Genomic DNA, 23,959 nt, shown 5'->3' with positions numbered 1-23,959 from the left:
GCGACCGTTGCCTTGCCGTCAGCCACCGTCACCTTCGACGCGAACGTCGCTTGCGGCAGGCCTGCCAGCGCGGCCAGCATCTGGCCGGTCTGGTTCGAATCGTCGTCGATCGCCTGCTTGCCGAGGATCACCAGTTGCGGCTGTTCCTTGTCGACCAGCGCCTTCAGGATCTTCGCGACGGCCAGCGGCTCGACGCTGTCGGTCGATTCGACGAGGATCGCGCGATCCGCACCGATCGCCAGCGCCGTACGCAGCGTTTCCTGCGCTTGCGTGACGCCCACCGACACGGCGATCACTTCGGTCGCGACGCCGGCTTCCCTCAGGCGCACGGCTTCCTCAACGGCGATCTCGTCGAACGGGTTCATCGACATCTTCACGTTCGCGATGTCGACACCCGTGCTGTCCGACTTCACGCGGACCTTCACGTTGTAATCGACCACCCGTTTCACTGCCACCAGTACCTTGATGCTCATTCGTCCCCCGTCATTGGATCGTTCAGTCCTGCGCGACTTCCTGCGGCGCGCGTTCGCGCGGCCGCATGTCGCCATCGAAATCGTCGAGCGTCGGGAACGCCATCGGTTCCAGCCGGTCGAGCTGTGCCAGGTATGCGTCGTAGCGTTCGAGCACGGCCGCGCGCTCGGCATCACCGATATACGGCACGTGATAACCGACGAACGACGGCAACACGTCGAAACCCGCGTAACCGAGCGTGCCGCGCAGCACGTGGCGCAGCATCAGGTCCATTTCGCCGTGCACGCCGTCCGCGCCGAACATGTGGTCGCGCCCCCCACACGTATAAGCGAGCAGCGCGCGCTTGCCTCGCATCCCGCCGCGATCGTAGAAACGCACGCCGCCGTACACCTTGCCCGACACGAGCACGCGGTCGATCCAGCCCTTCATGATCGCCGGCATCGAGCACCAGAACAGCGGAAAGCTCAGGATCAGCAGGTCGCATGCGACCAGTTTGTCGAGTTCGGCGGCGATGTCGGGCGCGATCGCATGCGCGGCGACGTTTTCGCGCTGCTCCAGCGCATAGACGAGATAGTCCGGGTTCTTCCGCACGCCGAAATCGGCCGCGCTCGCGACGGGATTCCATTGCATCGCGTACAGGTCGGACACCGTCACGGTATGCCCCTGCGCTTCGAGCGTGCTCACCGCGCGATGCAGCATCGACGTCGTAAACGACTGCGGTTCGGGATGGGCGTGAACGATCAGGACTTTCATGGTGCTTTTTTCTCCGCAACGTAACGTTGAATTCAGACGGACCCGGCGGCGCGCTTGCGCAGCAGCGACAGGCCGATCGCGACACAGGTGGCCGCCAGCAGCAGCGTGGAGACCGACGCGATCGCCGGATCGACGTTCTCGCGCATCCCGTCCCACATGCGGCGCGGCAGCGTGTAGACGCCCCGGCTCGAAATGAACAGCGTGACGACGAGTTCGTCCCACGACAGGATGAACGCGAACACGGCCGCCGACAGCACGCCGGGCCGGATCGACGGCAGGATCACGTAGCGCAGCGTCTGCGCCAGGTTCGCGCCGAGGCTGCGCGACGCCTGCTCGATCCGCAGGCCCACCGTCGCGAGCGACGCGGATACCGCGACGACCACGTAAGGCACCGACAGCACGACATGCGACAGGATCACGGCCGGATAACTGTCGAGCATGCCGAGTTCACCCCACAGCCGGTAGAACGCGAGCGCCGACACGATCGGCGGCACGATCAGCGGAAACAGGATCACGCCGCGCACCAGCTCGCCGCGCCGCGATGCGACCTTCCACAAGCCGATTGCGCACAAGGTGCCGAGCGTCACCGAGATCGCCGACGAAACGAGCGCGATCAGCCCGCTCTGCAGGAAGCTCGACACCCAGCCGTCGTCGTCGAGCAGCACGCTGTAATGCCGCAGCGACAGCGCGCCGTCCGGCATCGACAGGTAGTCGCTCGGCGTCAGCGACACGGGCACCGACACGAGCAAGGGCAGCATCAGGAACAGGATCGCGGCCCAAGCGATGCCGATCACCAGCGCGCGGCCGGCCGTCAGTCTGGTCTTCATCTTCGATTCCTCCGGTCGGATTCAGCGCGCGCCGAACAACTCGCGCAGGTCGACGAAACGCGCGAGCAGCGCGAGCGCGGCCAGGATCGACGCCAGCAGCAACGACGCGAGCGCTGCCCCGCTGCCCCAGTTCATGAGCTGCAGGATCTGCGTGCTGATGTATTCGGCGATCATCACCGTGCGGCCGCCGCCGAGAATCACCGGCGTCACGTAGAAGCCGAGCGAGAAGATGAACACGAGGATCGCCGCGCCGACGATGCCCGGCCGCGTCTGCGGGAAATACACCTTGCGGAACGTGACGAGCGCGCCCGCGCCGAGCCCCTGCGACGCGCGCACCAGTTGCGGGTCGATGCCTTTCATGTTTGCGTACAGCGGCAGCACCGCGTACGGGATCATGAAATGGATCATCCCGATCACGACGCCGATCTCGTTGCGCATCAGCGGCAGCGGCGCGTCGATCAGCCCGATGCGCATCAGCAGCGTGTTGACGAGCCCCTGCTCGCCGAGCAGGAACAGCCACGAAAACGCGCGCACCAGCACCGACGCCCAGAACGGCACGAGCAGCCCGAACATCAGCGCCATCCGCTGGCGCGGCCCGACGTGCGCCATCGCATACGCGATCGCGTAACCGAGTGCGACCGAGAAGACGGTCGTGACCGCGCAGACGCGCAGCGTCGTCCACAGCACGCGGTGCACGCCACGGTTGTCCAGCAGCCGCGCGTAGTTGTGCAGGCCGGGCTCCGGCACCGCGAAGCCGAGCCACAGCACGCGCACGAGCGGATACACGTACAGCACGATCAGCACCGCGAGCAGCGGCACGACCAGCAGCCAGTAGCGGTCGGCTTTCGCGCGGCCGAGCGGGACGGCGCCCGCGACAGGAGTAGACAGGGTATTCATGGCGTCACGCTCACGAGACAGTGGCTCAGGACGACATCAGGTCGGTGTACTGCGCGAGCGTCGCTTCGTAATGCTGCGCCCACCACTCGGGATTCACCTTGCACTGCCTGGCCCAGTTCTCCGGCGTGCCGGGGTTGTCCGCGCGCAGCGCCTGCGGCACGGCGGCCGTCGCGGCCGGCGTCACCGGCCCGTTGCCGAGCAGCGACAGCAGGCGTACCTGCGGCTCGACGCCCTGCACGAACTTGATGAACTGCCAGACGGCGTCGCCCGACGGATTGTTCTTCGGCACGCCCCACACGTCACACGACGCGAGCCCCTGCTCCCACGTGTAGCGGAACCGCCCGCTGCTCTCGCGCTGCAGCACGTTCGCCCGCGTATGCCAGATGCACGCCATGCTGACTTCGCCATTGCGCAGCAATTGCAGGCTGTCCGCGCCCGAATCCCACAGCAGCACGTTCGAGCGCAGTTCCTTGAGCTTCTTCATCGCGCGCGGCACGTCGATCGGGTAGACCTTGTCCTTGTCGACGCCGTCGGCCATCAGTGCGGCCTCGAGCGCACCACCCATCCACTTCCACAGCCCGCGCTTGCCCGGAAACTTGCCGACGTTCCAGAAATCGGCCCAGTTCTTCGGCGGATTCGCGCCGAACTTGCGCGCGTCGTAGACGAGCACGTAGCTCAGCAGGTACGACGGCACGCCGAAATCCGATGCGAGCCCCGGCAACGCGTTGCGGCCGACGACGGAATAATCGATCGGCCGCAGGAACCCCTGCTTGCCGAGCTTGATCGCCGCGAAGCCGTCGAGATCCATCACGTCCCAGATCACGTTCCGGTTCTCGACCATCGCCTTGATCTTGCCGTCCTCCGGCGACGAGTCGTAGCCCATCCTGATCCCGCTCGCCTTCGTGAACGGGTCCATGTAGGCGGAGCGGAACGCGGAGCGCGCCTCGCCGCCCCACGCGCTGAGCACGATCTCCTTCGGGTTCGCGGCCAGCGCGTCCTTCGCGCCCGTCGCCAGCAGCGTCGGCGCGAGGCCGGCGGCCGCGCACAGCCGGAGAAAGTCGCGACGGCGCTGCGATGGCGCGGTTTGAAGATCGCGTGCTTGGTCGAGCAGGTCCTGCAGATAGCGGTTCGTCATGGTGTCTCCTCCAGGCTGGGCAGCGCCCGCACGCATCTCGTCGTTTCCGGGCACCGTTGAATCGGCCGGCGACGCGGGCATTCGCCGCGTCGCGCGGGATGCATCGTTCGTCGCGTCAGTCCGGCGCGATCCGGCAGGTCGCGTCGCGCTCCCACTGCACGAACACGTCCATGCCGGTGCGCGGCGACGCGAGTCCGCGCCATGCGGGCACATCGGCGGTCACGCAGCCGAGCGCCGCGGTCTCGATCTCGAAGCGGTACGACGAACCGAAATAGCTCCAGTGGCGAATCCGGCCGGCCACTTCGTTGTGCGCGCCGCCGCACGAGGTGGCCGAGACGCCGACCTTCTCCGGCCGCAGCGCAAACAGCAACGTGTCGTCCGGCCGCGCGCCGCAGACGGGCGCGACGAAACGCGCATCGCCGACGCGATAGTGCGTCGCCGCGGCATCGCCGCCGAGCGCGACGCCTTCGATGAAGTTGCTCTTGCCGAGGAAATCGGCGACGAAGCGGTTGGCCGGTTGCTCGTACAACCCATCCGGCGTGCCGATCTGTTCAAGCCGGCCGTCGCGCATGATCGCGATGCGATCCGACATCGACAGCGCCTCCTCCTGATCGTGCGTGACGAACAGGAACGTTGCGCCGAGCCGTTCGTGCAGCGCCTTGAGTTCGACCTGCACCTCGCCGCGCAACTTGCGGTCGAGCGCGCCGAGCGGTTCGTCGAGCAGCACGAGATCGGGATCGAACACCAGCGCGCGCGCGATCGCGACACGCTGCTGCTGGCCGCCAGACAACTGGCGCGGCAAACGGTCCGCGAGATGGCCGAGCCGCACGAGATCGAGCGCGGCCTTCACGCGCTTCACCGCATCGGGCCCCTTCTGCTTGCGCACCATCAGCGGATACGCGACGTTCTGCTCGACCGTCATGTGCGGAAACAGCGCATAACCCTGGAACACCATCCCGAAGTTGCGCTTCTCGGGCGGCAACCCGACGATGCTGCGGCCGCCGACACGCAGGTCGCCGGTGCTCGGATGCTCGAACCCCGCGACGATCGTCAGCAGCGTCGTCTTGCCGGAACCCGACGGCCCGAGGATCGTCAGGAATTCACCGCGTGGGATGTCGATCGTCGTTTCCCGCAGCGCATGCACGCTGCCGTAGCGCTTCGACACGCGATCGATCTGCAGGCCCGCGCCGCTCGCCGTGCGCCCTGCCGATTCCGCACGAACCGCATCCGCACCGGGCCTTCCCTGCTCCACACCTGCCGACGTCTCCATCACCACGCTCATCGTGCGTCTCCTGGTCGACTCACATTTGGGTTGAACGTTCATTTAACAGAACTTATACTATGCCGAAATGCGGTTCGCAAGTAGCGGCGACCCTTGCCGGCTCTGACACAACACGACACCCAACACCAAGGAGACAGTGGCAACATGAGCAACGAGGACATCCGAATCGAACGGCACGACGGCGTCGTGACGCTTCGCCTGAACCGCCCGGCGAAGCGCAATTCGCTTGCGCGGCCGCATCTCGACTTTCTTCGCGACACGCTCGACGCGCTCGCGAACGACCCCGCCACGCGTTGCCTCGTGCTGACCGGCACCGGCAGCGCGTTCTGTGCGGGCGCGGACGTCGACGAATGGGCCGAGGCCGAGCGCAACGGCGAGCTCGACACCTACGGCTGGAGCGAGCGCGCGCACCGCTTCGTCGAGGCGCTGGCGGCGTTTCCGCGCCCGACCGTCGCGGCGCTGAACGGCTCGACGGTCGGCGCGGGCGCCGACATCGGCTTCGCCTGCGACTTCCGCATCGCGAGCACGGCCGCGACGCTGCGCTGCGGGTATACGGGTATGGGCTACAGCCCCGACATGGGCGGCAGCTGGTTCCTGCCGCGTCTCGCGCGGCCCGACGTCGTACGCCGCTACATCTTCCTGAACGAACGCTGGAACGCGCAGGACGCGCTCGCGGCCGGCTTCGTGTCGGAAGTCGTCGATGCCGACGCGTTCGCACAGCACGTCGCGGCCTTCGCCGCGCGTCTCGCGCAAGGGCCCAGCGTCGCGTTCGGCCATGCGAAGGCGCTGCTCGCGCAGTCGCTCACACACACCCTCGCCGAGCAGTTGCGCGGCGAGCTGGCGGCCTGCGTCGCTTGCGGTCACAGCGAGGACGGCCAGGAAGCGCTTCGCGCGTCGGTCGAAGGCCGCGCACCTAATTTTGTCGGGAGATGATTCATGGATTTTTCGCTGACTCAAGAGCAGGAAATGCTGGTGTCGTCGCTGCGTCAGTTCGTCGAAAAGGAACTGCAGCCCCATGAATTCGCGGTCGACCGTGCGGACGACGTGCCGCCCGAACTCGCCGATTCGATCCGCCGCAAGGCGCTCGAACTGGGTTTCTACGCGTTCAACATGCCCGAAAGCGCCGGCGGCCCGGGCCTCGACTACGTGACGCAGGCGCTCGTCGAACGCGAGCTCGGCCGCACGAGCTGGGCGCTGCACGTGTTCGTCGCGCGGCCGAGCAAGATCCTGATGGCATGCAAGGGCGACCAGATCGAGCGCTACCTGAAGCCGACCGTGCGCGGCGAGCGCGTGGACTGCTTCGCGCTGACCGAGCCGGGCGCCGGCTCCGATGCGATGGGCATCCGCACGCGCGCGGTGCGCGACGGCGACGACTACGTGATCAACGGCAGCAAGCACTTCATCAGCCACGCGGATACGGCCGATTTCGTGATCCTGTTCGCCGTCACCGGCGAGGAGGAAGTGCGCGGCCAGAAACGCAAGCGCGTGACCTGCTTCCTGATCGACAAGGACACGCCGGGCATGACCGTGCGGCGCGGCCCGCACTGCACGAGCCTGCGCGGCTACCACCAGTCGGAAATCTTCCTGTCCGACTGCCGCGTCAGCGCCGCGCAGATCCTCGGCGAAGAACATCGCGGCTTCGAACTCGCGAACGACTGGCTCACCGCCGGCCGCGTGATGGTCGCGGCCAACAACATCGGCCGCGCACAGCGCGCGTTCGAGATGGCCGCGGAATGGGCCGCGACGCGCCAGCAGTTCGGCAAGCGCATCGGCGATTTCCAGGGCACGTCGTTCAAGCTCGCCGACATGCAGACCGAAATCCGCGCAGCGGAACTCGTCACGCTCTACACCGCGCAGAAGCTCGACCTGGGCACGATGACCGACGGCGATGCCGCGCTCGCGAAGCTGCTGGCGACCGAAACGCTCGGCCGCGTGACCGATCATGCGGTGCAGATCTACGGCGGCATGGGGCTGATGGACGAACTGCCGATCGAGCGCTTCTGGCGCGATGCGCGCATCGAGCGCATCTGGGAAGGCACCTCCGAGATCCAGCGGCACATCCTGTCCAAGGAAATCCTCCGACGCTACAGCTGACGCGAACCGCCGCGCCGGCCCGTCCGGCGCGACTTCCGAAAGGACTTTTCATGACTTCCTCTCCCGCAGTCGGGGATCGCCGCGCCACCGCCGCGGCCAACCTGCGCCGGCTGCTCGAGCCGGCCAGCATCGCGTTCGTCGGCGGACGCGGCATCGCGGGCGCCGTGCAGCGCTGTCGCGACTATGGCTATGCCGGCGACATCTGGCTCGTCAACCCGAACCATGCCGAGATCGACGGTGTGCGCTGCCATGCGAGCGTCGCCGACCTGCCCGCCGCGCCCGATGCCGTGTTCGTCGCGGTGCCTGCGCGGCAGGCGGTCGACGTCGTGCGCGCGCTCGCCGGACGCGGCGCGGGCGGCGCGATCGTCTACGCATCGGGTTTCTCCGAGACCGGCGCCGACGGCGCCGCGCTGCAACAGGCGCTCGTCGATGCGGCCGGCGACATGGCCGTGCTCGGGCCGAACTGCTACGGGCTGATCAACGGCCTGAACGGCAGCGCGCTGTGGCCCGTCGCGCACGGCGCGCCGCGCGTCGAATCGGGCGTCGCCGTGATCACGCAGAGCGGCAATCTCGCGTACAACCTGTCGATGAGCGCACGCTCGGTGCCGTTCGCGTACCTCGCGAGCGTCGGCAACCAGGCATCGGTCGACATCGCACGCCTCGTCGATGCGTTCGTCGACGATCCGCGTATCCGCGCGATCGGCGTGCATCTCGAAGGCCTGAAGGACGTGCGCGCGTTCAGCGAGGCCGCCGCACGCGCGCTCGCGCGCGGCGTGCCGATCGTGGCACTGAAGAGCGGTACGTCGACGCTCGGCGCGCAGCTCGCGATGAGCCATACGAGTTCGCTCGCGGGCTCGGACGCGCTGTACGACGCGCTGTTCCGGCGGCTCGGCGTGATCCGCGTGAAGGATCCGGTCGGCCTCGTCGAGACGCTGAAGCTGCTTGCGATCGCCGGTGTACCCGAGCGCCGCACGCTGGCCGCGCTCGCGACGTCCGGCGGCGATGCGGGGCTCGTCGCCGATCTCGGCGAAGCGCGCGGCATCGCGTTCCCGCCGGTCGGCGACGCGGGCCGCGACGCGCTCGGCAACGTGCTGCCCGCCTACGCGACGATCGCGAACCCGCTCGACTTCACGACGACACCGTGGGGCGACCCCGACAAGATGCGCGCATGCTGCGACGCGCTGCTGGCCGATCGCCCGGGCGCGGCCGCGATGATCCTCGATTATCCGCAGGAAGCGACCGGAGAGCGGCCGCTGTGCGACATCGCGGCCAGCGCGTTCGCGGCGTCCGCGCGCCAGCACGGCGTGGCCGGCGCGGTCATCTCGGTGTTTCCCGAGCTGACGCCGCCCGATCACGCGGCGCGCATGGCCGCGGCCGGCATCGCGCCGCTGCAGGGGCTCGCCGAAGGGATCGACGCGATCGGCGCGGCCATGAGCTACGGCGACACGCGACGCCGCATCCTCGACGCCGATGCGCTGAACGCGCTGCCCGTACTGCGGGCCGGTCATGGCGACGGCGGCGCCGCCACGTTGCACGACGAATGGGCGAGCAAGCGGATGCTGGCCGCGCACGGGCTCGCCGTGCCGCCGGCCGAATGCGTCGCCCCCGCCGATGCGCCGGCCGCCGCGCAACGGCTCGGTTTTCCGGTGTGCGTGAAGGTCGTCAGCGATCGCCTGCCGCACAAGACCGAGGCCGGTGCGGTCGCGCTGAAGCTCGCGTCGCCGGAGGCCGTCGCCGCCGCGGTCGAGCGGATGACCGAGCAGGTCGCGCGTCATGCACCCGACGTGCGCGTCGAGCGCATCCTCGTCGAGAAGATGGCCGACGCGCCGCTGCTCGAGCTGATCGTCGGCGTGAAGCGCGAGCCGAACTTCGGGCTCGCGCTCGTGCTCGGCACCGGCGGCGTGCTGGTCGAGCTGATCCGCGACACCGCGACGCTGCTGCTGCCGGTACGGGAAAGCGACGTGCGCGATGCGCTGCTCGGGTTGAAGCTCGGGCCGCTGCTGACCGGCTATCGCGGGCGGCCGACGGCCGATCTCGACGCCATCGTCGCGAACGTGATGGCGATCGCGCGCTTCGCGCAGGCGCACGCGGATACGCTCGTCGAGCTCGACGTCAATCCGCTGCTGGCGATGGAACACGGCGCGGTCGCGGTCGATGCGCTGGTGAGGCTCGATAGCTGATGCGCCGGCCCTGAAACGCACCGGCCCGCTCGCGCGATGCGTGAGCGGGCCGGATGCCGCCGTGCGGCGCAATGCTCGAATCTCAGAGCACCTTGCCGGGATTGAGCAGCCCGAGCGGATCGAATGCGTGCTTGAGCCGGCGCATCGCGGCGATCTCGGCGGCGCTGCGCGAGCAGCCGAGCCAGTCGCGCTTGTAGCGCCCGATTCCATGCTCGGCCGACACCGATCCGCCCGCATCGCGCACCAGCGGATACAGCACCGCGTCGACGTCGTGCGCGCTTTCGCCCGCCACATACGGCGCCGATACGCAGACGTGCAGGTTGCTGTCGCCAAGATGCCCGAAGAAGAACACGTGCGCGCCGGGCCAGCGTGTCGTCAGCGCGCGATCGCACGCGTCGATGAACGCCGCCGTCTCGCGCGGCGGAATCCCCACGTCGAAATTCACCAGGCCGGGCAGCCCATCGATCGCGAGCCCTTCCCGCAGCGTCCAGAACGCCTGCGCGTCCGCGGCGCTCTGCGCAAGCGCCGCGTCGTCGATCAGGCCGCGCTCGAGCCAGCCGCCCAGCACGGTTTCGAACCGCTCGGCGGTCTGCGCCGCAGCGCCGCTTGCGCACTCGATCAGCACCTTGACGCCGCCGTCCGCCGGCAACGGCGCACGCAGGCCCGGCGTGTGTTCGGCGACGTAGCCGTAGAACGCCGGCCACATCGTCTCGAAACTCAGCAAGTCCGCGCACGACGCCCGCGCGTCGCGCAGTAGCGCGAGCGCCGCGGCCGTGTCACGCACCGCGCACAGCGCGGTCGACGGCGCGGCGAGCTTCGGATGCAGCCGCAGCACGACACGCGTGACGATGCCGAGCGTGCCTTCGCTACCGACGAAGATCTGCCGCAGGTCGTACCCTGCGTTGTTTTTCAGCAGCTTGTTCAGCGATTCCAGCACGGTGCCGTCGGCCAGCACCACTTCGAGACCGAGCACCTGTTCGCGCGTGGTGCCGTAGCGGATCACGCGGTTGCCGCCCGCATTGGTCGCGACATTGCCGCCGATCTGGCACGAACCGCGCGCGCCGAGATCGATGCCGAGCGCGAACCCCGCCTCGTCCACCGCCTGTTGCAGGTCCTGCAGCGTGGTGCCGGCCCAGGCCGTGACGGTCGCCGCCTCGGCATCGATCTCGACGACACCCGTCAACCGTTCGAGCGACAGCACGACGTCGCCCGCGGCCGGCGACGCGCCGGCCGCGAGCCCCGTCATCCCGCCCTGCGGCACGACCGTCTGCCGGCATGCGGTGCAGATCGCGAGCGCGCGGCTCACGTCGGCGACGCTGCGCGGCCGCAGCAACGCACGCGGACGCGCGCCCGGCGCTTCGCCGTAGTTCGTGAAATGACGCGCGCCGATCGCGTCGCCCGTGCTCACGCAATCGTCGCCGAGCGCATCGCGCAGCGCGGCGACGACGTCGCCGTTCGAGGATATATCGGACATGGTCGACGGGGCCGGCCGTTCCCGGCCCTTGTTGAAGGAAGGATCAGAAGTTGTGCCGCATGCCGACGCGTGCGGCGGCCTGCGTGCGGCTCGTCGACGGCGCGAAGCTGTAGCCGATCACCGCATCGACGCCGTTCGACGCGCGCATCCAGTCGACGGCCGCATACACGTCGGTGCGTTTCGACAATGCGTAGTGCGTGCCGAGCGCGACTTCGTGCCAGTGATGGCCTTCGAACGTCGTGTACTGGTAGCCCGCGACGAGCGACAGCGGCGCCGTCGCCTGGTACAGGATGCCCGCCTCGTACACGCGCATCGTCGACGATTGCCCGTAACCCTTGAACGTCGTGTTGCTGAAGTCCGCGTCGAGCGTCAGCTTGCCGAGCGTATACGACGCGCCGATCCCGAAGATCGATTGCGAATTGATCGAAAAGGGCGTCGAGTCGTGCAGGTCGGTGACGGCGCCCGTCGCCGGATCGACGGTCGCGACCGTCTGCCCGAGCATCGTCGTCACGCCCATCTGCGCGTACGGATCGAGCGCCGCGAGCCCGCGCGGCGAATTGAGCCGCGTATAGTTGCCGCCCGCCGAGAAATCGCCGTGCGTATAGGTCGCGCCGACGCTCCACGCGCTGCCGTCGTGGAAACTGCCCGCGTCGTTGCTGAACGAATACATGCCGCCGACCACGAGCCCGTGGAAGCTGTTGCTGACGAACTTCACCGCGTTCTGCAGCCGGTCGCCGCTCTGGCGGTCGAAATCGCCGAGGTGCACGCCATAACCGCTGCCGAACGCGCTGACGTTGTACGCGGCCGTGAAGTCGAACGCGAAGTCGTACTGATTGCCGAACGTCAGCGTGCCCCACTCGTTGCCGAGCCCCACGTAAGCCTGGCGCCCGAACATCGCGCCGCCCTGGTTCAGCTTGCCGGTGCCGAGCCGGAAACCGTTCTCGAGCTTGAACACGGCCTTGTTGCCGCCGCCGAGATCCTCGGTGCCCATCAGGCCGACACGGTTGCCGTACGACACGCCGTCGTCGAACAGGTACGCATGCGCGCCGCCCGCGTTGTTCACATAGGTGATGCCGCCGTCGATGATCCCGTACAGCGAGACGCTGCTCTGCGCGTGCGCATAGCCATGGACCATCACCGACATCATGCCGGCCAGCAGGAAGCGTTTCTTCATTTCCGGTGTCTCCAGTTTCCGCGCGACGCGGATCGATTGTCGTTGTTCGTGAAAGACCGCCCGCCTGCTTCGCTTCGGCATCGCGGCGCAGGCGAGTATAGGTTTCGTTGAATGAATGTTCAATCGATTGAGGCGTCGATCGGCACCGGTGTTTACACGCATCGGCGATATCTTTATTGAAAAAACGTTCAACCCGTCATAACATCGGACGGCAGCCCCGCGGACGACGTGCGGGCCCGTTTCGACTTTCGGAGTGCACCGGATGACGACCCACCTCAGCCCCGCCGCCGAGCCGCGCCTGCGCTCGGCCTACGAAGGACAGAAGTCTCGCCCGTACGATCCGGCCGTGCCGATCGCGACGCCGCTCGAACTGCACCGCTGCACCGTTCAGCCCGAATGGGTCGACTACAACGGCCACATGAGCGAATCGTGCTACCTGCTCGTGTTCGGCGACAGCAGCGACGCGTTCTTCCGCTACTTCGGCATCGACGACGACTATCGCGAAGCCGGCCGCTCGATCTATTCGGCGGAGACGCACATCCGCCACCTGGGAGAAGCGATGCTCGGCGAACCGCTCAGGCTGACGCTGCGTCTGCTCGATGTCGACGACCGGCGCCTGCACGTGTTTCATTCGATGCATCACGCGACGACCGGTGCGCAGCTCGCAACCGGCGAGCAGTTGCTGACCCACGTCGACATGCGCGCGAAGCGCTCCGCGCCGTTTCCCGACACGATGCGCCGGCATCTCGACGCGATTCACGCCGAACACGCGCGTGCGCCGCGCGAACCTCATGCGGGCCGCGCGATCGCGATCCGCCGCCCCGCCCCCGCTTCACGCTGAACCCCGACGGAGCCATCCATGCAGACGAACGACGCCTGGCGCACGCGCGCCGGCCAACTCGAAATCGAATCGCGCGCCTTCGTTGACGGCGCGTTTCGCGACGCGCACGACGGCGCGACCTTCACGTGTACGAGCCCGATCGACGGCCGCGTGCTCGCCCAGGTCGCGCATTGCCGGCAGGCCGACGCCGACCTCGCGGTTGCGGCCGCGCGGCGTGCATTCGAGCACGGCGCATGGCGCGGCGCGACGCCGCGCGAACGCAAGCGCGTGCTGCTGCGCTGGGCCGCGCTGATCCGCGAGCACGCGGGCGATCTCGCGCTGCTCGAAACGCTCGACACCGGCAAGCCGATCGCCGATACGACCGCGGTCGACATTCCGTCCACCGCGTATTGCGCCGAATGGTTCGCGGAAGCGATCGACAAGACCGGCGGCGAAGTCGTGCCGGCCGATGCGCATCTCGTCGGGCTCGTCACGCGCGAGCCGATCGGCGTGGTCGCCGCGGTCGTGCCGTGGAATTTTCCCGCGATGATCGCGATGTGGAAATGCGCGCCCGCACTCGCGGCCGGCAACAGCGTCGTGCTGAAGCCGTCGGAGAAATCGCCGCTGAGTGCGCTGCGGCTCGCCGCGCTGGCGGCACAGGCCGGATTGCCGGCCGGCGTGCTCAACGTGCTGCCGGGCTTCGGCGACGCGGGCGAAGCGCTCGCGCGCCATCCGGACGTGGACTGCATCGCGTTTACTGGCTCGACCGCGGTCGGCCACAAGGTCGCGCGCTGCGCGGCCGATTCGAACCTGAAGCGCGTGTGGCTCGAACTCGGCGGCAAGTCGCCGCAGATCGTGCTGCCCGACTGCCCCGACCTCGACCGCGCGGCACGCACCGTCGCGCATGCGGTGTTCTACAACACCGGCCAGATGTGCACGGCCGGCTCGCGCCTGCTCGTCCATCGCGAGATCCGCGACGCGTTGGTCGCGCGCGTGCTCGAAATCGCGCCCGAATACGCACCTGGCGACCCGCTGTCGCCCGACACGCGGATGGGCAGCCTGATCGACGCGGCGCAGGTCGAGCGCGTGCTCGGTTATGTCGAGGCCGGCCGCGACGAAGCGACGCTGCTGGCGGGTGGCAAGCGAGCGCGTACGGCGAGCGGCGGCCAGTACGTCGAGCCGACGGTGTTCGATTGCCCGCGCGCCGATGCGCGGATCGTGCGCGAGGAGATCTTCGGGCCCGTGCTCGCGGTCACGACTTTCGACGATCTCGATACAGCCGTCGCACTCGCGAACGACACGCGCTACGGGCTCGCGGCATCGGTGTGGACGGCAAACCTGACGACCGCGCACGAAACCGCGCGCCGGCTGCGCGCCGGCACGGTGTGGGTGAACGGCTACGAGGAAACCGACGACATGAACTTCCCGTTCGGCGGCTTCAAGGAGTCGGGCAACGGGCGTGACAACTCGCTGCACGCGCTGGAGAAATACACGGAACTGAAGTCGACGATCATCCGGCTGCGGTAGCGTGAAACGGGCAGCGCTCGCAGGCCGGATCGCGAGCGCGTGGCGAGCGGGATTCGGCGATCGGGCATCCGTTCCGGTCGCTGCATGACCGCAATGCGGTCAGCCTTCGCGCGGCTCAGCGAGCCAGTCTTCGACTTGCAGCCCCGGGACGCGCTCGAATGGATGACGAGCCGTCCGATCGGCCTGTTTTCCGGGGATGCACGTGCCTTAGACCTGCTCCGTGCGTTCGATGTTGGCGATCTGTCCCCGACACGAACCGCGCACCGATTCATTCCCACCAGGAAACAATCAATCGCCTCCCGGCGATTCACCTCTCCGCCCGCACGCTCTAGACTGTCGCATCGCTTCTCTTTCCGGATTCACGCAATGACCGACGTCCTGCCGCTGACCACCGATCCCGAGTCGGGCCTCCAGTACCGGCTGCGCCCGGCCGCCGGCCGCCCCGTTGCCCGCCTGTTGCTGCTGCACGGCGTCGGCGGCAACGAAACCAACCTGCTGAACGTGGCCAACGTGATCGATCCGCGCATCGAGATCGCGTTCCTGCGCGGCCCGCTCACGTTCGGGCCCAATCAGCACGCATGGTTTCCGGTGCGCTTCGGCCCGAACGGCCCCGAAATCGATGCGGCCCGCGCGGATGCCAGCCGCGTGCAGCTGATCACGCTGCTGCGCGCATTCCGTGCGCAGGACGGCGCGGATTCCGCGTTGCCGGCCGTGATCGCCGGCTTCAGCCAGGGCGGCATCATGAGCGCGGGCGTCGGCCTCACGTCGCCGGAAGACGTGACTGCGTTCGCCGTGCTGTGCGGGCGCATCCTGCCGGAAATCGATCCGCTGATCGCGCCGCGCGATGCGCTTCGCCCGCTCCATGCATTGATCGTCCACGGCCGCTTCGACGACAAGCTGCCCGTCGCATGGGCCGACGCGGCCGATGCGAAGCTCACCGCGCTCGGCGTCGCGCACGATACGCGGCTGTACGACGCCGGGCACGAACTGACCGCGGAGATGGCCGGCGATTTCAGCCGATGGGTCGGCGAACGCGCCGGCTTGAACTGACCGCACCGGGGCGCCGGCCCCGCGAACGGGCCGCTACGTCCGGCGCGTACCGTCAGGCGCCCCGCGCCGGATCGGCGACGGCGCCCGTGGCGGCGGACGCACGCGCATCCGCCGCCAACTCACGCTCGGCACCACGCTTCGCCAGCTTCCATCCGACCACCAGCGCGAGCACCACAACCGGAATCGTCGCGATGGTCCACGTGCCGCCCGGGTAGTCGAACGCCATCAGCACCAGCACGCCGACGAGGAAGGCCAGCGTGAGCCACGACGTGAACGGCGCGCCGGGCATCCGGAACGACACGGCCTTCAGCTCGCCGCGATCGACCGCGCGGCGGAACAGGATCTGGCACATCACGATGAAGCCCCACGTCGTGATGATCCCGAGCGACGCCATGTTCAGCACGATCTCGAACGCCTGCGCCGGAACGATGTAATTCAGCGGCACGCCGATCGCATTGATCGCGACCGTGATCAGGATCCCGCCGTACGGCACGCCGCGTGCATTCATCCGCGACACGAATCGCGGCGCCGATCCGCCCATCGCCAGCGAACGCAGCACGCGCCCGGTCGAATAGAGGCCGGAGTTCAGGCTCGACAGCGCGGCCGTCAACACCACGACGTTCATCACGGTGCCGACGTACGGCACGCCGAGCTTGCTGAAGAACGTGACGAACGGGCTTTCGTGCGAGCTGTACGCCGTCCACGGCAGCAGCATCGTCAACAACACGACCGAGCCGACATAGAACAGCGCAATGCGCCACATCACGCTGTTGATCGCCTTCGGCAGCACCTTGCGCGCATCGGCGGTCTCGCCCGCCGCGACGCCGACGAGCTCGATGCTCGCGTATGCGAACACGACGCCCTGCACGATCAGCACGGCCGGCAGAATGCCGTGCGGAAAGATCCCGCCATGTTCCGCGACCAGATGAAGCCCCGGCATCTGGCCGGCGACCGGGTGGCCGCTCGCGAGAAACACCGCGCCGACCGCGAGGAACACCGCGAGCGTGCCGACCTTGACGAGCGAGAACCAGAATTCCATCTCGCCGAACACCTTCACGCCGATCATGTTCATCACCGACACGATCCCGAGCGCGCCGAGCGCGAACACCCATTGCGGCACGTCGGTGAACACGGCCCAGTACTTCATGTAGATCGCGACCGCGGTGATGTCGACGATGCCGGTCGTCGCCCAGTTCAGGTAGTACATCCAGCCCGCGACGAACGACGCGCGCTCGCCCATGAACTCGCGAGCGTACGACACGAAGCTGCCGCTGGTCGGCCGGTGCATCACGAGCTCGCCGAGCGCGCGCATGATCAGGAACGCAAACACGCCGCAGACGAGATACACGAGCGCGAGCGCCGGCCCCGCGCTCTGCAGGCGCCCGCCCGCGCCGAGAAAGAGGCCCGTGCCGATCGCGCCGCCCATCGCGATCATCTGCACGTGCCGCGGCTTCAACTGCTTCGCATAACCGGCTTCGTGCGATGCGAACATCGCATCGGGATCGGCATGGCGGGAATCCGCGCCGCCGGCCGGACCGGCCGGGCGCTCGCTGTCGTGTTTCATCTTGAGTCTCCGTTGTTTCTTGATGTGTCGCGCGCCACGCGGGGGCGCTTTTGAAATGACGGCGCGCAGGGCACTCACGGCATGCACCAGCGCCCCGCAGCCGGCGTCAAAGCACGCGCGGCCGGATCAGCGCCTCGGGCTGCAGCGCCTCGTCGAGCTGCGCGACGGTCATCCACTCGCGTTCCAGCACGACTTCGCGGATCGATTTGCCGGTTGCGTGCGCTTCGGCCGCCACGGCGGTCGCGCGCTTGTAGCCGATGTACGGGTTCAGCGCGGTGGCGAGCGCCACCGAGCGCTCCATCGTTTCGCGCAGCCGCTCGGGGTTCGCGGTGATCCCGCTCACGCAGCGCTCCGCGAGCGTCGTGCAGGCGGCCGTCAGATGGCTGAAGCTGCGGAACAGCGCGCTGGCGATCACCGGCTCGAACGCATTGAGCTGAAGCTGCCCGGCCTCGGCCGCGAAGGTCACGGTCAGGTCGTTGCCGAACACCTCGAACGCGACCTGGTTGACGACTTCCGGAATCACCGGATTCACCTTGCCGGGCATGATCGACGAGCCGGCCTGCACGGGCGGCAGGTTGATCTCGCCGAACCCCGCGCGTGGGCCGCTCGACAGCAGCCGCAGGTCGTTGCAGATCTTCGACAGCTTGACGGCGATGCGCTTGAGCACGCCCGACACCTGCACGAACGCACCGCAATCCTGCGTCGCCTCGATCAGGTTCGGCGCGGTGCTCAGGTCGAGCCCGGTGATGCGCCGCAGCGCGGCCAGCGCCTTCTCCGCGTAGTCGGGATGCGCGGTGATCCCCGTGCCGATCGCGGTCGCGCCGAGATTGATCTCGCGAATCAGCCAGCCGGCTTCCTGCAGCCGCGCGATGTCTTCCGTCAGCATCACCGCGTAGGTCGAGAATTCCTGGCCGAGCGTCATCGGCACCGCGTCCTGCAACTGCGTGCGGCCGAGCTTCAGCAAACCGGCAAATGCGTCGGCACGCTCGGCGAATGCATCGCGCAACCGCGCCATCGCTTCAAGCAGGTGTTCGACCGCGAAGCAGGTCGCGACCCGGATCGCGGTCGGATAGACGTCGTTGGTGCTCTGCGCGAGATTGACGTGTTCGTTCGGGTGCAGGTATTCGTACTGCCCGCGCGCGTACCCCATGATTTCGAGCGCGCGATTGCAGATCACCTCGTTCGCGTTCATGTTGGTCGACGTGCCGGCGCCGCCCTGGATGACGTCGACGACGAACTGGTCGTGCAGGCGCCCTTCGCGGATCTCGACGCATGCGGCGGCGATCGCATCGCGGTACGGCCGCGGCAGCAGCCCGAGCTCGCAGTTGGCGTCGGCCGCCGCTTCCTTCACGGCCGCGAGCGCCATCACGAGGTACGGCAGCGACGCAATGGTGCGGCCCGTAATGTCGAAATTCTCTTTCGCGCGCAGCGTATGGACGCCGTAATAGGCGTCCGTCGGAATGCTTCGTTTACCTAAAAGATCCGCTTCGACGCGGAAGCCGTTTTCTGTCATCGTGCCCTCCTCAGTGTCTCGTGCCGCTCGTCGTTTGCCACTTCCCGACGCGACGGGTTCGCATTCTATGCCTTTGCAAAAACAAGCTCGCTTCTGTATTATCGAAAGCGGTTTTGCGTGAGACGCAACAGCGAGAATCGAATGAAAAAAGGCGCGAGAGAAACCGGCATCGATCACCTGGGCGCGATGCGTGCGTTCGTGAGAGTGGTCGAAACGGGGAGTTTTTCGGCGGTCGCGAAGGAGATGCACGTGTCGACGTCGACGGTCGCACGCAAGGTCACGGCGATCGAGGAGGCACTCGGCGTCGCGCTGCTGCACCGCTCGACGCACAGCGTGACGCTCACCGAAGCCGGCCACATCTACCTGGAGCGCGCGGTCACGCTGATCGCCGATCTCGACGACACGCTGCGCGTCGTCGCCGAGCTGAATGCGCGGCCGAGCGGCCCGCTGAAGCTCACCGCGCCGGTCGCGTTCGGCCGCCGTCATCTCGCGCCGCTGGTCGCGCCGTTTCTCGCGCGCTATCCGACGATCCAGCTCGACGTGCGGCTCACCGACAACCACAACGATCTCGTGGCCGGCGGCTTCGATCTCGACATTCACGAAGGCGAGAATTACCTGGACAACCTGGTCGTCCACCGGCTGTCGCGCAACGACAGCATCCTGTGCGCGACGCCCGGCTATCTCGACCGCTGCGGGCGCCCGGCGTCACCGGACGACCTGAAGCACCACAACTGCCTGCGCTACGTGCATCCGGAAGGCGATCCGCGCTGGGATCTCGTGAACGGCGACGCGCAGCACAGCGTGCTGCCTGCCGGCAATCTCGTCACCGATCATTCGGAGCTGCTGCTCGAAGCGACCTGTGCGGGCCTCGGCATCGCGGAGTTCGAGATCTGGCTGGTGCGCGACCTGCTCGCGAGCGGCCGGCTCGAAGCCGTGTTGCCGCGCTACCGGCTGCAGAACCGGCTGACGGGCGAATACATCTACATCGCGTATCTGGCGAACCGGCGCAGCTCGGCGAAGCTGCGCGTGCTGAAGGAATTCCTCGCGGAACATCTCGCGCAGATCGGCGAGCTGTCGGAACGGGAACTCGCGAAGATTCGCGGCGAACGCGCGTAGCGCGCGACCCCGATCGCCGGCCGCGCGCGTCGGCGGGTAACCGCGGTCAGGCCGCCTGCAATTCGAACGGGAACGTGGCGTGCCCGAACTCGACGCCCTGCGTGTTGAGCATCCGTGGCCGGTGGAAGCCGGCCAGTTGCGCGCGCTGCGCGGCCGTGCCGATCTGCAGCCGCTCGAGGATTTCGCTGACGACCATGTAGAGCACGTCGAGATTGCCGTCCTCGATCTTCACCGAGATGCCGAGCGCGCCATCCGCGCCGAGCTGCCGCGTGCGTTCCGATGCGCGCACGCCGATCCCGTAGCACGCATCGGCGCCGAGCTTACCGACCACTTGCCCGTCGAACGCGTTCATCAGCACCGTGCAATAGCGCCCGTCGCCCGCGACGAGTTCCGGATGGGCCGTCATCGCATGATGAATGCGCGCCAGCGCGCGGACGCGATCGGTCATCGCGCTGCCGCCCGCTTCCACCGCGTCGGCACCGTCGGCCAGCGACGCATAAAGACGCGCGAGGCGATCCAGCGAGAACGCCGGCGTCGGCAGGTTGCACCCGTCGATGCCCCAGTCGACCTCGTCGTCGCGCAACCCGCACGCGTCGGCCACCACATGCTTCACGCGCACCTGCATCGGATGGTCGGGCAGATGGTAGTCGGCAATTGCCGCGCCGATCGCCTGCGCGCCGGCCAGCATCCCGACATGCTTGCCCGAACAGTTGCTGCACACGCCGGTCGGCGTGTAGTCACGCTTGATCCACGACCGGTACACCGCATCCGACAGCGGCGGATGGCCGCCGCAACGCAGGTCCGATTCGTGCGCGGCAACCTTCGCGAGCATCGCCCGCGTGCGCTCGATGTGACGGTCTTCGCTGCTGTGCGACGCGCACATCAGCGCGATGTCCGCGTCGTCGAAGCCGAAACGCTCGGGCGCGCCCGTCTCGATCACCGACAGCGCCTGCGCCGGCTTGGCGGCCGACCGCGCCAGCGTCATCCGGAACGGATCGCCGAACCGGGCCAGCAACCTGCCGCGTGCATCGACCACCGCCACATGAGCGACGTGCGTGTTCTCGATCGCGTTGCCACGGTAAGTGACGACTGCTGCGCGTTGGGTGTCCATCGTGTGTTGTCTCCATGCTCGGGGCCTGGCTGCCGGGGCCCGTCCAACCGGTACCGCAGTGTAGCGAGTCGCCGCCGCCGCGCGCCGGCCAGGCGATGGAAAGCGGTGTTGCGCACGATGCAAAGGCAATCGCGCCCCCACGAAAGCCTGACTGGATTAGTACAAAAACCATTCAATCGTTTACATATTTGGTACTAATCCGTACAATTGCGACCGCAAACGCGAATCATACGCATTTACATTGACGTTTTCCGATGCTTCGGGCCGTGCTGTCCGCTTCGAGAAAACGCGCCCGATCACCGAACCTTCCGCTGCCTCCCGATATGCCTGCCCAGTTCAAGACGAGGCCTCGCGCCCTCGTGTCGGCGCTGACCTGCTCCGTGTTCCTGACGCCGCTGCTCGCTTCCGCCGCAACCGCTCCCATTCCCGCCCCTGCCACCGACCAGCCCGCGCCGGCCGCCGACGTACCGGCGACGCTGCCGACGATCGCGGTCCAGTCGTCCGCGCTGTCGGACATGCAGGTGAAACGCTCGCCGTCGTACAAGTTCACCGCGCCGCTGCTCGATACGCCGCGCTCGGTCACGGTGATCCCCGAGCAACTGATCAAGGAAAAGAACGTCACGTCGTTCGCGGACGCGCTGCGCTCGGTGCCGGGCATCACGTTCCTCGGCGGCGACGCGGCCGCGAACCCGTCGGCCGACCGTCCGGTGATCCGCGGCTTCGAATCGCGCAACTCGATCTTCGTCGACGGGATGCGCGACTCGGGGCTGCAGAACCGCGAAACGTTCGCGGTCGAGCAGATCAGCGTGATCAAGGGCCCCGATTCGGTCTACGCGGGCCGCGGCTCGGTGGGCGGCAGCATCGACATCGTCACGAAGACGCCGAAGAACGACAACTTCATCAACAGCAGCATCGGTTTCGGCACCGACGGCTACAAGCGTGCGACGGTCGACGCGAACCGCAAGATCAACGACACGACGGCCGTGCGCCTGAACGTGATGGGCCACGACGCGAACCAGGCCGGCCGCAACGACGTGTACAACAAGCGCTGGGGCGTCGCGCCGTCGATCGTGTTCGGGCTGAACACGCCGACCACGGTCACGGTCAGCTACTACCACATGAACTCGTACGACATGCCGGACTTCAGCGTGCCGTTCCGCGCGTCGGGCGGCACGCCGGTCCCGACCGATCGCGGGCAGTTCTTCGGGCTGAACACGCGCGACTACCGCTACGGGCAGACGGATACCAGCGAAATCCGCGTCGAGCACAAGATCAACGACGACTGGAAGCTGAGGAACACGACGATGTTCGGCCGCTCGACGCTCGATTACGTGGCGACGAATCCGCAGATCCTCGCGTCGAATCCGAACATGCTGAGCCTGCAGGCGAAGAGCGGGAAGTACGCGCTCAACGGCTTCTCGAACCAGACCGAAGTCACGGGCAGCGCGAGCCTGTTCGGCATGAAGCACACGATGACGGCCGGCGTCGAGTTCAGCCACGAACAGGCCCGCTACGAGGGTTATCTCGTGTCGGATTCGGCCGGCAACAACATCCGCTCGGGTGGCCCGTGCTCGGTGGCCGGCAACTGCACCCCGCTCGCGGGTGGCTGGAACCCGAACATGCCGTGGACCGGCAGCATCGTGCTGAACGGCGACAAGGCCTTCCCCGGCGCGACGACGAACACGCGCACCGATACGGTTTCCGCGTACATCTTCGACACGGTCAAGCTGTCCGAGCGCTGGCAGTTCAACACGGGGCTGCGTTTCGACCGCTACGACACGACCGGCAAGCAGGCCGGCGTGGCAGACCTGTCGAACACGTCGAACCTGTTCAGCTACCAGTTCGGCCTCGTGTTCAAGCCGGTGACCAACGTGAGCCTGTACGCGTCGTACGGCACGTCGTCGAACCCGCCGGGGTCGAACGGCGGCCTCGGCGGCGGCACCGACCAGATCACCGCGACCAACCAGGACCTCGCGCCGGAACGCTCGCGCAACATCGAGATCGGCGCGAAGTGGGACGTGCTGCAGGACCAGCTGTCGCTGACCTCCGCGCTGTTCCAGACCGAGAAGACCAACGCGCGCGTGAGCGACGGGCTCGGTCACACGGTCAACGCGGGCAAGCAGCGCGTGCGCGGTTTCGAATTCGGTTTCGCGGGCAACATGACGCCGAAGTGGCACGTGTTCGGCGGCTATTCGTACCTGAATGCGATCACGACCGACGCGGGCCCCGGCAGCCCGGGCGCGTCGGGCCTGCCGATGGTGATGGTGCCGAAGCACAACTTCACGCTGTGGACCAGCTACGACGTGATGCCGAAGCTCACGCTCGGCGCCGGTGCGACGGTGATGAGCCAGACCTATGCATCGGTATCCGCGACGACGAAGAAATGGACGCCCGGTTACGCACGCTTCGACGCGGCCGCGACGTGGCGCGTGAACAAGACGATGGACGTGCAGCTCAACGTGCAGAACCTGTTCGACAAGAAGTATTACGCGAGCGCGTACCCGATCTACGCGACGTGGGCGCCGGGCCGCTCGGCGATGGTCACGCTCAACTTCTATCAGTAACGCGGTTGGCGGCGGGAGGGCGTGGTACGCCCTGCCCCGCCGCGCTCACCACGGCAGCGAGTACGTCTTCACGTTCGTGAAGCTCTTCATCGCTTCCTGTACGCCTTCCTTGTACCCGAGCCCCGAATCCTTCACGCCGCCGAACGGCGTCAGTTCGAGTCGATAGCCCGGCACTTCGCGCACGTTCACGCTGCCGACCTCCAGCTCGGTGATGAAGCGCGTAATGTTGTCGAAGCGGTTCGTGCACACCGACGACGACAGCGCATAGTCGGTGCTGTTCGCCATCCGGATCGCTTCGTCGATGTCGCGAAAGCGCATGATCGGCGACACGGGGCCGAACGTCTCGTACTTCACGAGCGGCATGTCGGGCGTCACGCGATCGATCACCGTCGGCGAATACAGCGCAC

Annotated in this window: 20 protein-coding genes; 8 read left to right on the top strand and 12 right to left on the bottom strand. The window is 67.5% G+C overall.

Annotated features, from left to right (window positions below):
• The 6 genes from HWX87_RS37280 to HWX87_RS37255 all read right to left on the bottom strand — a co-directional run.
• Positions 1–467, bottom strand: a 467-nt coding sequence (locus tag HWX87_RS37280; RefSeq protein ID WP_176051782.1) for an electron transfer flavoprotein subunit beta/FixA family protein, incomplete at its 3' end; no start/stop codon positions are given.
• Positions 468–495: 28 nt separating this feature from the next.
• On the bottom strand, positions 496–1,224 hold the full coding sequence (locus tag HWX87_RS37275; protein WP_176051781.1) for an NAD(P)H-dependent oxidoreductase: 729 nt from the start codon (positions 1,222–1,224) through the stop codon (positions 496–498).
• A 32-nt stretch (positions 1,225–1,256) separates the two neighbouring features.
• Positions 1,257–2,051, bottom strand: a complete 795-nt coding sequence (locus HWX87_RS37270; protein ID WP_176051780.1) for an ABC transporter permease — start codon at positions 2,049–2,051, stop codon at positions 1,257–1,259.
• A 21-nt stretch (positions 2,052–2,072) separates the two neighbouring features.
• Positions 2,073–2,948 carry an ABC transporter permease gene (locus tag HWX87_RS37265; RefSeq protein ID WP_176051779.1) on the bottom strand — a complete coding sequence of 292 codons (876 nt, stop codon included), beginning with the start codon at positions 2,946–2,948 and terminating at the stop codon, positions 2,073–2,075.
• A 25-nt stretch (positions 2,949–2,973) separates the two neighbouring features.
• Positions 2,974–4,083 (bottom strand): ABC transporter substrate-binding protein, encoded by a 1,110-nt coding sequence (locus HWX87_RS37260; RefSeq protein ID WP_176051778.1) that lies wholly within the window; start codon positions 4,081–4,083, stop codon positions 2,974–2,976.
• A 115-nt stretch (positions 4,084–4,198) separates the two neighbouring features.
• The gene (locus tag HWX87_RS37255) at positions 4,199–5,365 is read right to left on the bottom strand and encodes an ABC transporter ATP-binding protein (protein WP_176051777.1); all 1,167 of its coding nucleotides are present in this window, start codon (positions 5,363–5,365) and stop codon (positions 4,199–4,201) included.
• A 144-nt stretch (positions 5,366–5,509) separates the two neighbouring features.
• Here HWX87_RS37255 and HWX87_RS37250 point away from each other — a divergent pair, with 144 nt between their 5' ends.
• Genes HWX87_RS37250 through HWX87_RS37240 form a run of 3 tightly spaced genes read left to right on the top strand, consistent with a single transcriptional unit; the run spans position 5,510 to position 9,639 of the window.
• Positions 5,510–6,298 carry an enoyl-CoA hydratase-related protein gene (locus HWX87_RS37250; protein ID WP_176051776.1) on the top strand — a complete coding sequence of 263 codons (789 nt, stop codon included), beginning with the start codon at positions 5,510–5,512 and terminating at the stop codon, positions 6,296–6,298.
• A 3-nt stretch (positions 6,299–6,301) separates the two neighbouring features.
• Positions 6,302–7,459, top strand: a complete 1,158-nt coding sequence (locus tag HWX87_RS37245; RefSeq protein ID WP_176051775.1) for an acyl-CoA dehydrogenase family protein — start codon at positions 6,302–6,304, stop codon at positions 7,457–7,459.
• 50 nt (positions 7,460–7,509) lie between these two features.
• Positions 7,510–9,639, top strand: a complete 2,130-nt coding sequence (locus HWX87_RS37240) for an acetate--CoA ligase family protein (RefSeq protein ID WP_176051774.1) — start codon at positions 7,510–7,512, stop codon at positions 9,637–9,639.
• Positions 9,640–9,721: 82 nt separating this feature from the next.
• Here the strand turns inward: HWX87_RS37240 and HWX87_RS37235 are convergent, their stop codons facing one another.
• Positions 9,722–11,113 carry an FAD-binding oxidoreductase gene (locus HWX87_RS37235; protein ID WP_176051773.1) on the bottom strand — a complete coding sequence of 464 codons (1,392 nt, stop codon included), beginning with the start codon at positions 11,111–11,113 and terminating at the stop codon, positions 9,722–9,724.
• A gap of 43 nt (positions 11,114–11,156) precedes the next feature.
• Positions 11,157–12,287, bottom strand: a complete 1,131-nt coding sequence (locus tag HWX87_RS37230) for a porin (protein ID WP_176051772.1) — start codon at positions 12,285–12,287, stop codon at positions 11,157–11,159.
• 262 nt (positions 12,288–12,549) lie between these two features.
• Between HWX87_RS37230 and HWX87_RS37225 the strand changes: the two genes are divergently transcribed.
• The 3 genes from HWX87_RS37225 (at position 12,550) to HWX87_RS37215 (ending at position 15,684) form a co-directional block, all read left to right on the top strand.
• On the top strand, positions 12,550–13,128 hold the full coding sequence (locus tag HWX87_RS37225) for a thioesterase family protein (RefSeq protein WP_176051771.1): 579 nt from the start codon (positions 12,550–12,552) through the stop codon (positions 13,126–13,128).
• 18 nt (positions 13,129–13,146) lie between these two features.
• A complete protein-coding gene (locus tag HWX87_RS37220) occupies positions 13,147–14,634 on the top strand; it encodes an aldehyde dehydrogenase (RefSeq protein ID WP_176051770.1) in 1,488 nt (495 codons plus the stop codon).
• Positions 14,635–15,000: 366 nt separating this feature from the next.
• Complete coding sequence (locus tag HWX87_RS37215; RefSeq protein WP_176051769.1) at positions 15,001–15,684, top strand: phospholipase; 684 nt, start codon at positions 15,001–15,003, stop codon at positions 15,682–15,684.
• Positions 15,685–15,736: 52 nt separating this feature from the next.
• On the opposite strand, the gene HWX87_RS37210 is transcribed toward HWX87_RS37215, so the two are convergent.
• Positions 15,737–17,248, bottom strand: a complete 1,512-nt coding sequence (locus tag HWX87_RS37210) for an amino acid permease (RefSeq protein ID WP_176051768.1) — start codon at positions 17,246–17,248, stop codon at positions 15,737–15,739.
• A 106-nt stretch (positions 17,249–17,354) separates the two neighbouring features.
• A complete protein-coding gene (locus tag HWX87_RS37205) occupies positions 17,355–18,761 on the bottom strand; it encodes an aspartate ammonia-lyase (protein ID WP_176051767.1) in 1,407 nt (468 codons plus the stop codon).
• Between the two features lie 141 nt (positions 18,762–18,902).
• Here HWX87_RS37205 and HWX87_RS37200 point away from each other — a divergent pair, with 141 nt between their 5' ends.
• Positions 18,903–19,877: a LysR family transcriptional regulator gene (locus HWX87_RS37200; RefSeq protein ID WP_176051766.1), complete on the top strand. Its 975-nt coding sequence runs from the start codon at positions 18,903–18,905 to the stop codon at positions 19,875–19,877.
• A 46-nt stretch (positions 19,878–19,923) separates the two neighbouring features.
• Here HWX87_RS37200 and HWX87_RS37195 read toward each other — a convergent pair whose 3' ends face one another.
• Positions 19,924–20,988, bottom strand: a complete 1,065-nt coding sequence (locus HWX87_RS37195; RefSeq protein ID WP_176051765.1) for an asparaginase — start codon at positions 20,986–20,988, stop codon at positions 19,924–19,926.
• Between the two features lie 323 nt (positions 20,989–21,311).
• Here HWX87_RS37195 and HWX87_RS37190 point away from each other — a divergent pair, with 323 nt between their 5' ends.
• Positions 21,312–23,552, top strand: a complete 2,241-nt coding sequence (locus HWX87_RS37190) for a TonB-dependent receptor (RefSeq protein ID WP_176051764.1) — start codon at positions 21,312–21,314, stop codon at positions 23,550–23,552.
• Positions 23,553–23,597: 45 nt separating this feature from the next.
• Here HWX87_RS37190 and HWX87_RS37185 read toward each other — a convergent pair.
• The coding region (locus HWX87_RS37185) for an aldehyde dehydrogenase family protein (RefSeq protein WP_176051763.1) at positions 23,598–23,959 on the bottom strand (362 nt) is incomplete at its 5' end.

Origin of the sequence: Burkholderia sp. BCC1644 (assembly GCF_902833225.1) — a bacterium.
In the GTDB taxonomy this organism is placed as follows: domain Bacteria; phylum Pseudomonadota; class Gammaproteobacteria; order Burkholderiales; family Burkholderiaceae; genus Burkholderia.
This window is presented reverse-complemented; position numbering and strand designations above follow the sequence as displayed.

What these genes read in the sequence shown, in the direction of transcription:
- HWX87_RS37275 (WP_176051781.1), bottom strand. Translation starts at nt 1,224, where the DNA reads ATGAAAGTCCTGATCGTTCACGCCCATCCCGAACCGCAGTCGTTTACG.
- HWX87_RS37270 (WP_176051780.1), bottom strand. Translation starts at nt 2,051, where the DNA reads ATGAAGACCAGACTGACGGCCGGCCGCGCGCTGGTGATCGGCATCGCT.
- HWX87_RS37265 (WP_176051779.1), bottom strand. Translation starts at nt 2,948, where the DNA reads ATGAATACCCTGTCTACTCCTGTCGCGGGCGCCGTCCCGCTCGGCCGC.
- HWX87_RS37260 (WP_176051778.1), bottom strand. Translation starts at nt 4,083, where the DNA reads ATGACGAACCGCTATCTGCAGGACCTGCTCGACCAAGCACGCGATCTT.
- HWX87_RS37255 (WP_176051777.1), bottom strand. Translation starts at nt 5,365, where the DNA reads ATGAGCGTGGTGATGGAGACGTCGGCAGGTGTGGAGCAGGGAAGGCCC.
- HWX87_RS37250 (WP_176051776.1), top strand. Translation starts at nt 5,510, where the DNA reads ATGAGCAACGAGGACATCCGAATCGAACGGCACGACGGCGTCGTGACG.
- HWX87_RS37245 (WP_176051775.1), top strand. Translation starts at nt 6,302, where the DNA reads ATGGATTTTTCGCTGACTCAAGAGCAGGAAATGCTGGTGTCGTCGCTG.
- HWX87_RS37240 (WP_176051774.1), top strand. Translation starts at nt 7,510, where the DNA reads ATGACTTCCTCTCCCGCAGTCGGGGATCGCCGCGCCACCGCCGCGGCC.
- HWX87_RS37235 (WP_176051773.1), bottom strand. Translation starts at nt 11,113, where the DNA reads ATGTCCGATATATCCTCGAACGGCGACGTCGTCGCCGCGCTGCGCGAT.
- HWX87_RS37230 (WP_176051772.1), bottom strand. Translation starts at nt 12,287, where the DNA reads ATGAAGAAACGCTTCCTGCTGGCCGGCATGATGTCGGTGATGGTCCAT.
- HWX87_RS37225 (WP_176051771.1), top strand. Translation starts at nt 12,550, where the DNA reads ATGACGACCCACCTCAGCCCCGCCGCCGAGCCGCGCCTGCGCTCGGCC.
- HWX87_RS37220 (WP_176051770.1), top strand. Translation starts at nt 13,147, where the DNA reads ATGCAGACGAACGACGCCTGGCGCACGCGCGCCGGCCAACTCGAAATC.
- HWX87_RS37215 (WP_176051769.1), top strand. Translation starts at nt 15,001, where the DNA reads ATGACCGACGTCCTGCCGCTGACCACCGATCCCGAGTCGGGCCTCCAG.
- HWX87_RS37210 (WP_176051768.1), bottom strand. Translation starts at nt 17,248, where the DNA reads ATGAAACACGACAGCGAGCGCCCGGCCGGTCCGGCCGGCGGCGCGGAT.
- HWX87_RS37205 (WP_176051767.1), bottom strand. Translation starts at nt 18,761, where the DNA reads ATGACAGAAAACGGCTTCCGCGTCGAAGCGGATCTTTTAGGTAAACGA.
- HWX87_RS37200 (WP_176051766.1), top strand. Translation starts at nt 18,903, where the DNA reads ATGAAAAAAGGCGCGAGAGAAACCGGCATCGATCACCTGGGCGCGATG.
- HWX87_RS37195 (WP_176051765.1), bottom strand. Translation starts at nt 20,988, where the DNA reads ATGGACACCCAACGCGCAGCAGTCGTCACTTACCGTGGCAACGCGATC.
- HWX87_RS37190 (WP_176051764.1), top strand. Translation starts at nt 21,312, where the DNA reads ATGCCTGCCCAGTTCAAGACGAGGCCTCGCGCCCTCGTGTCGGCGCTG.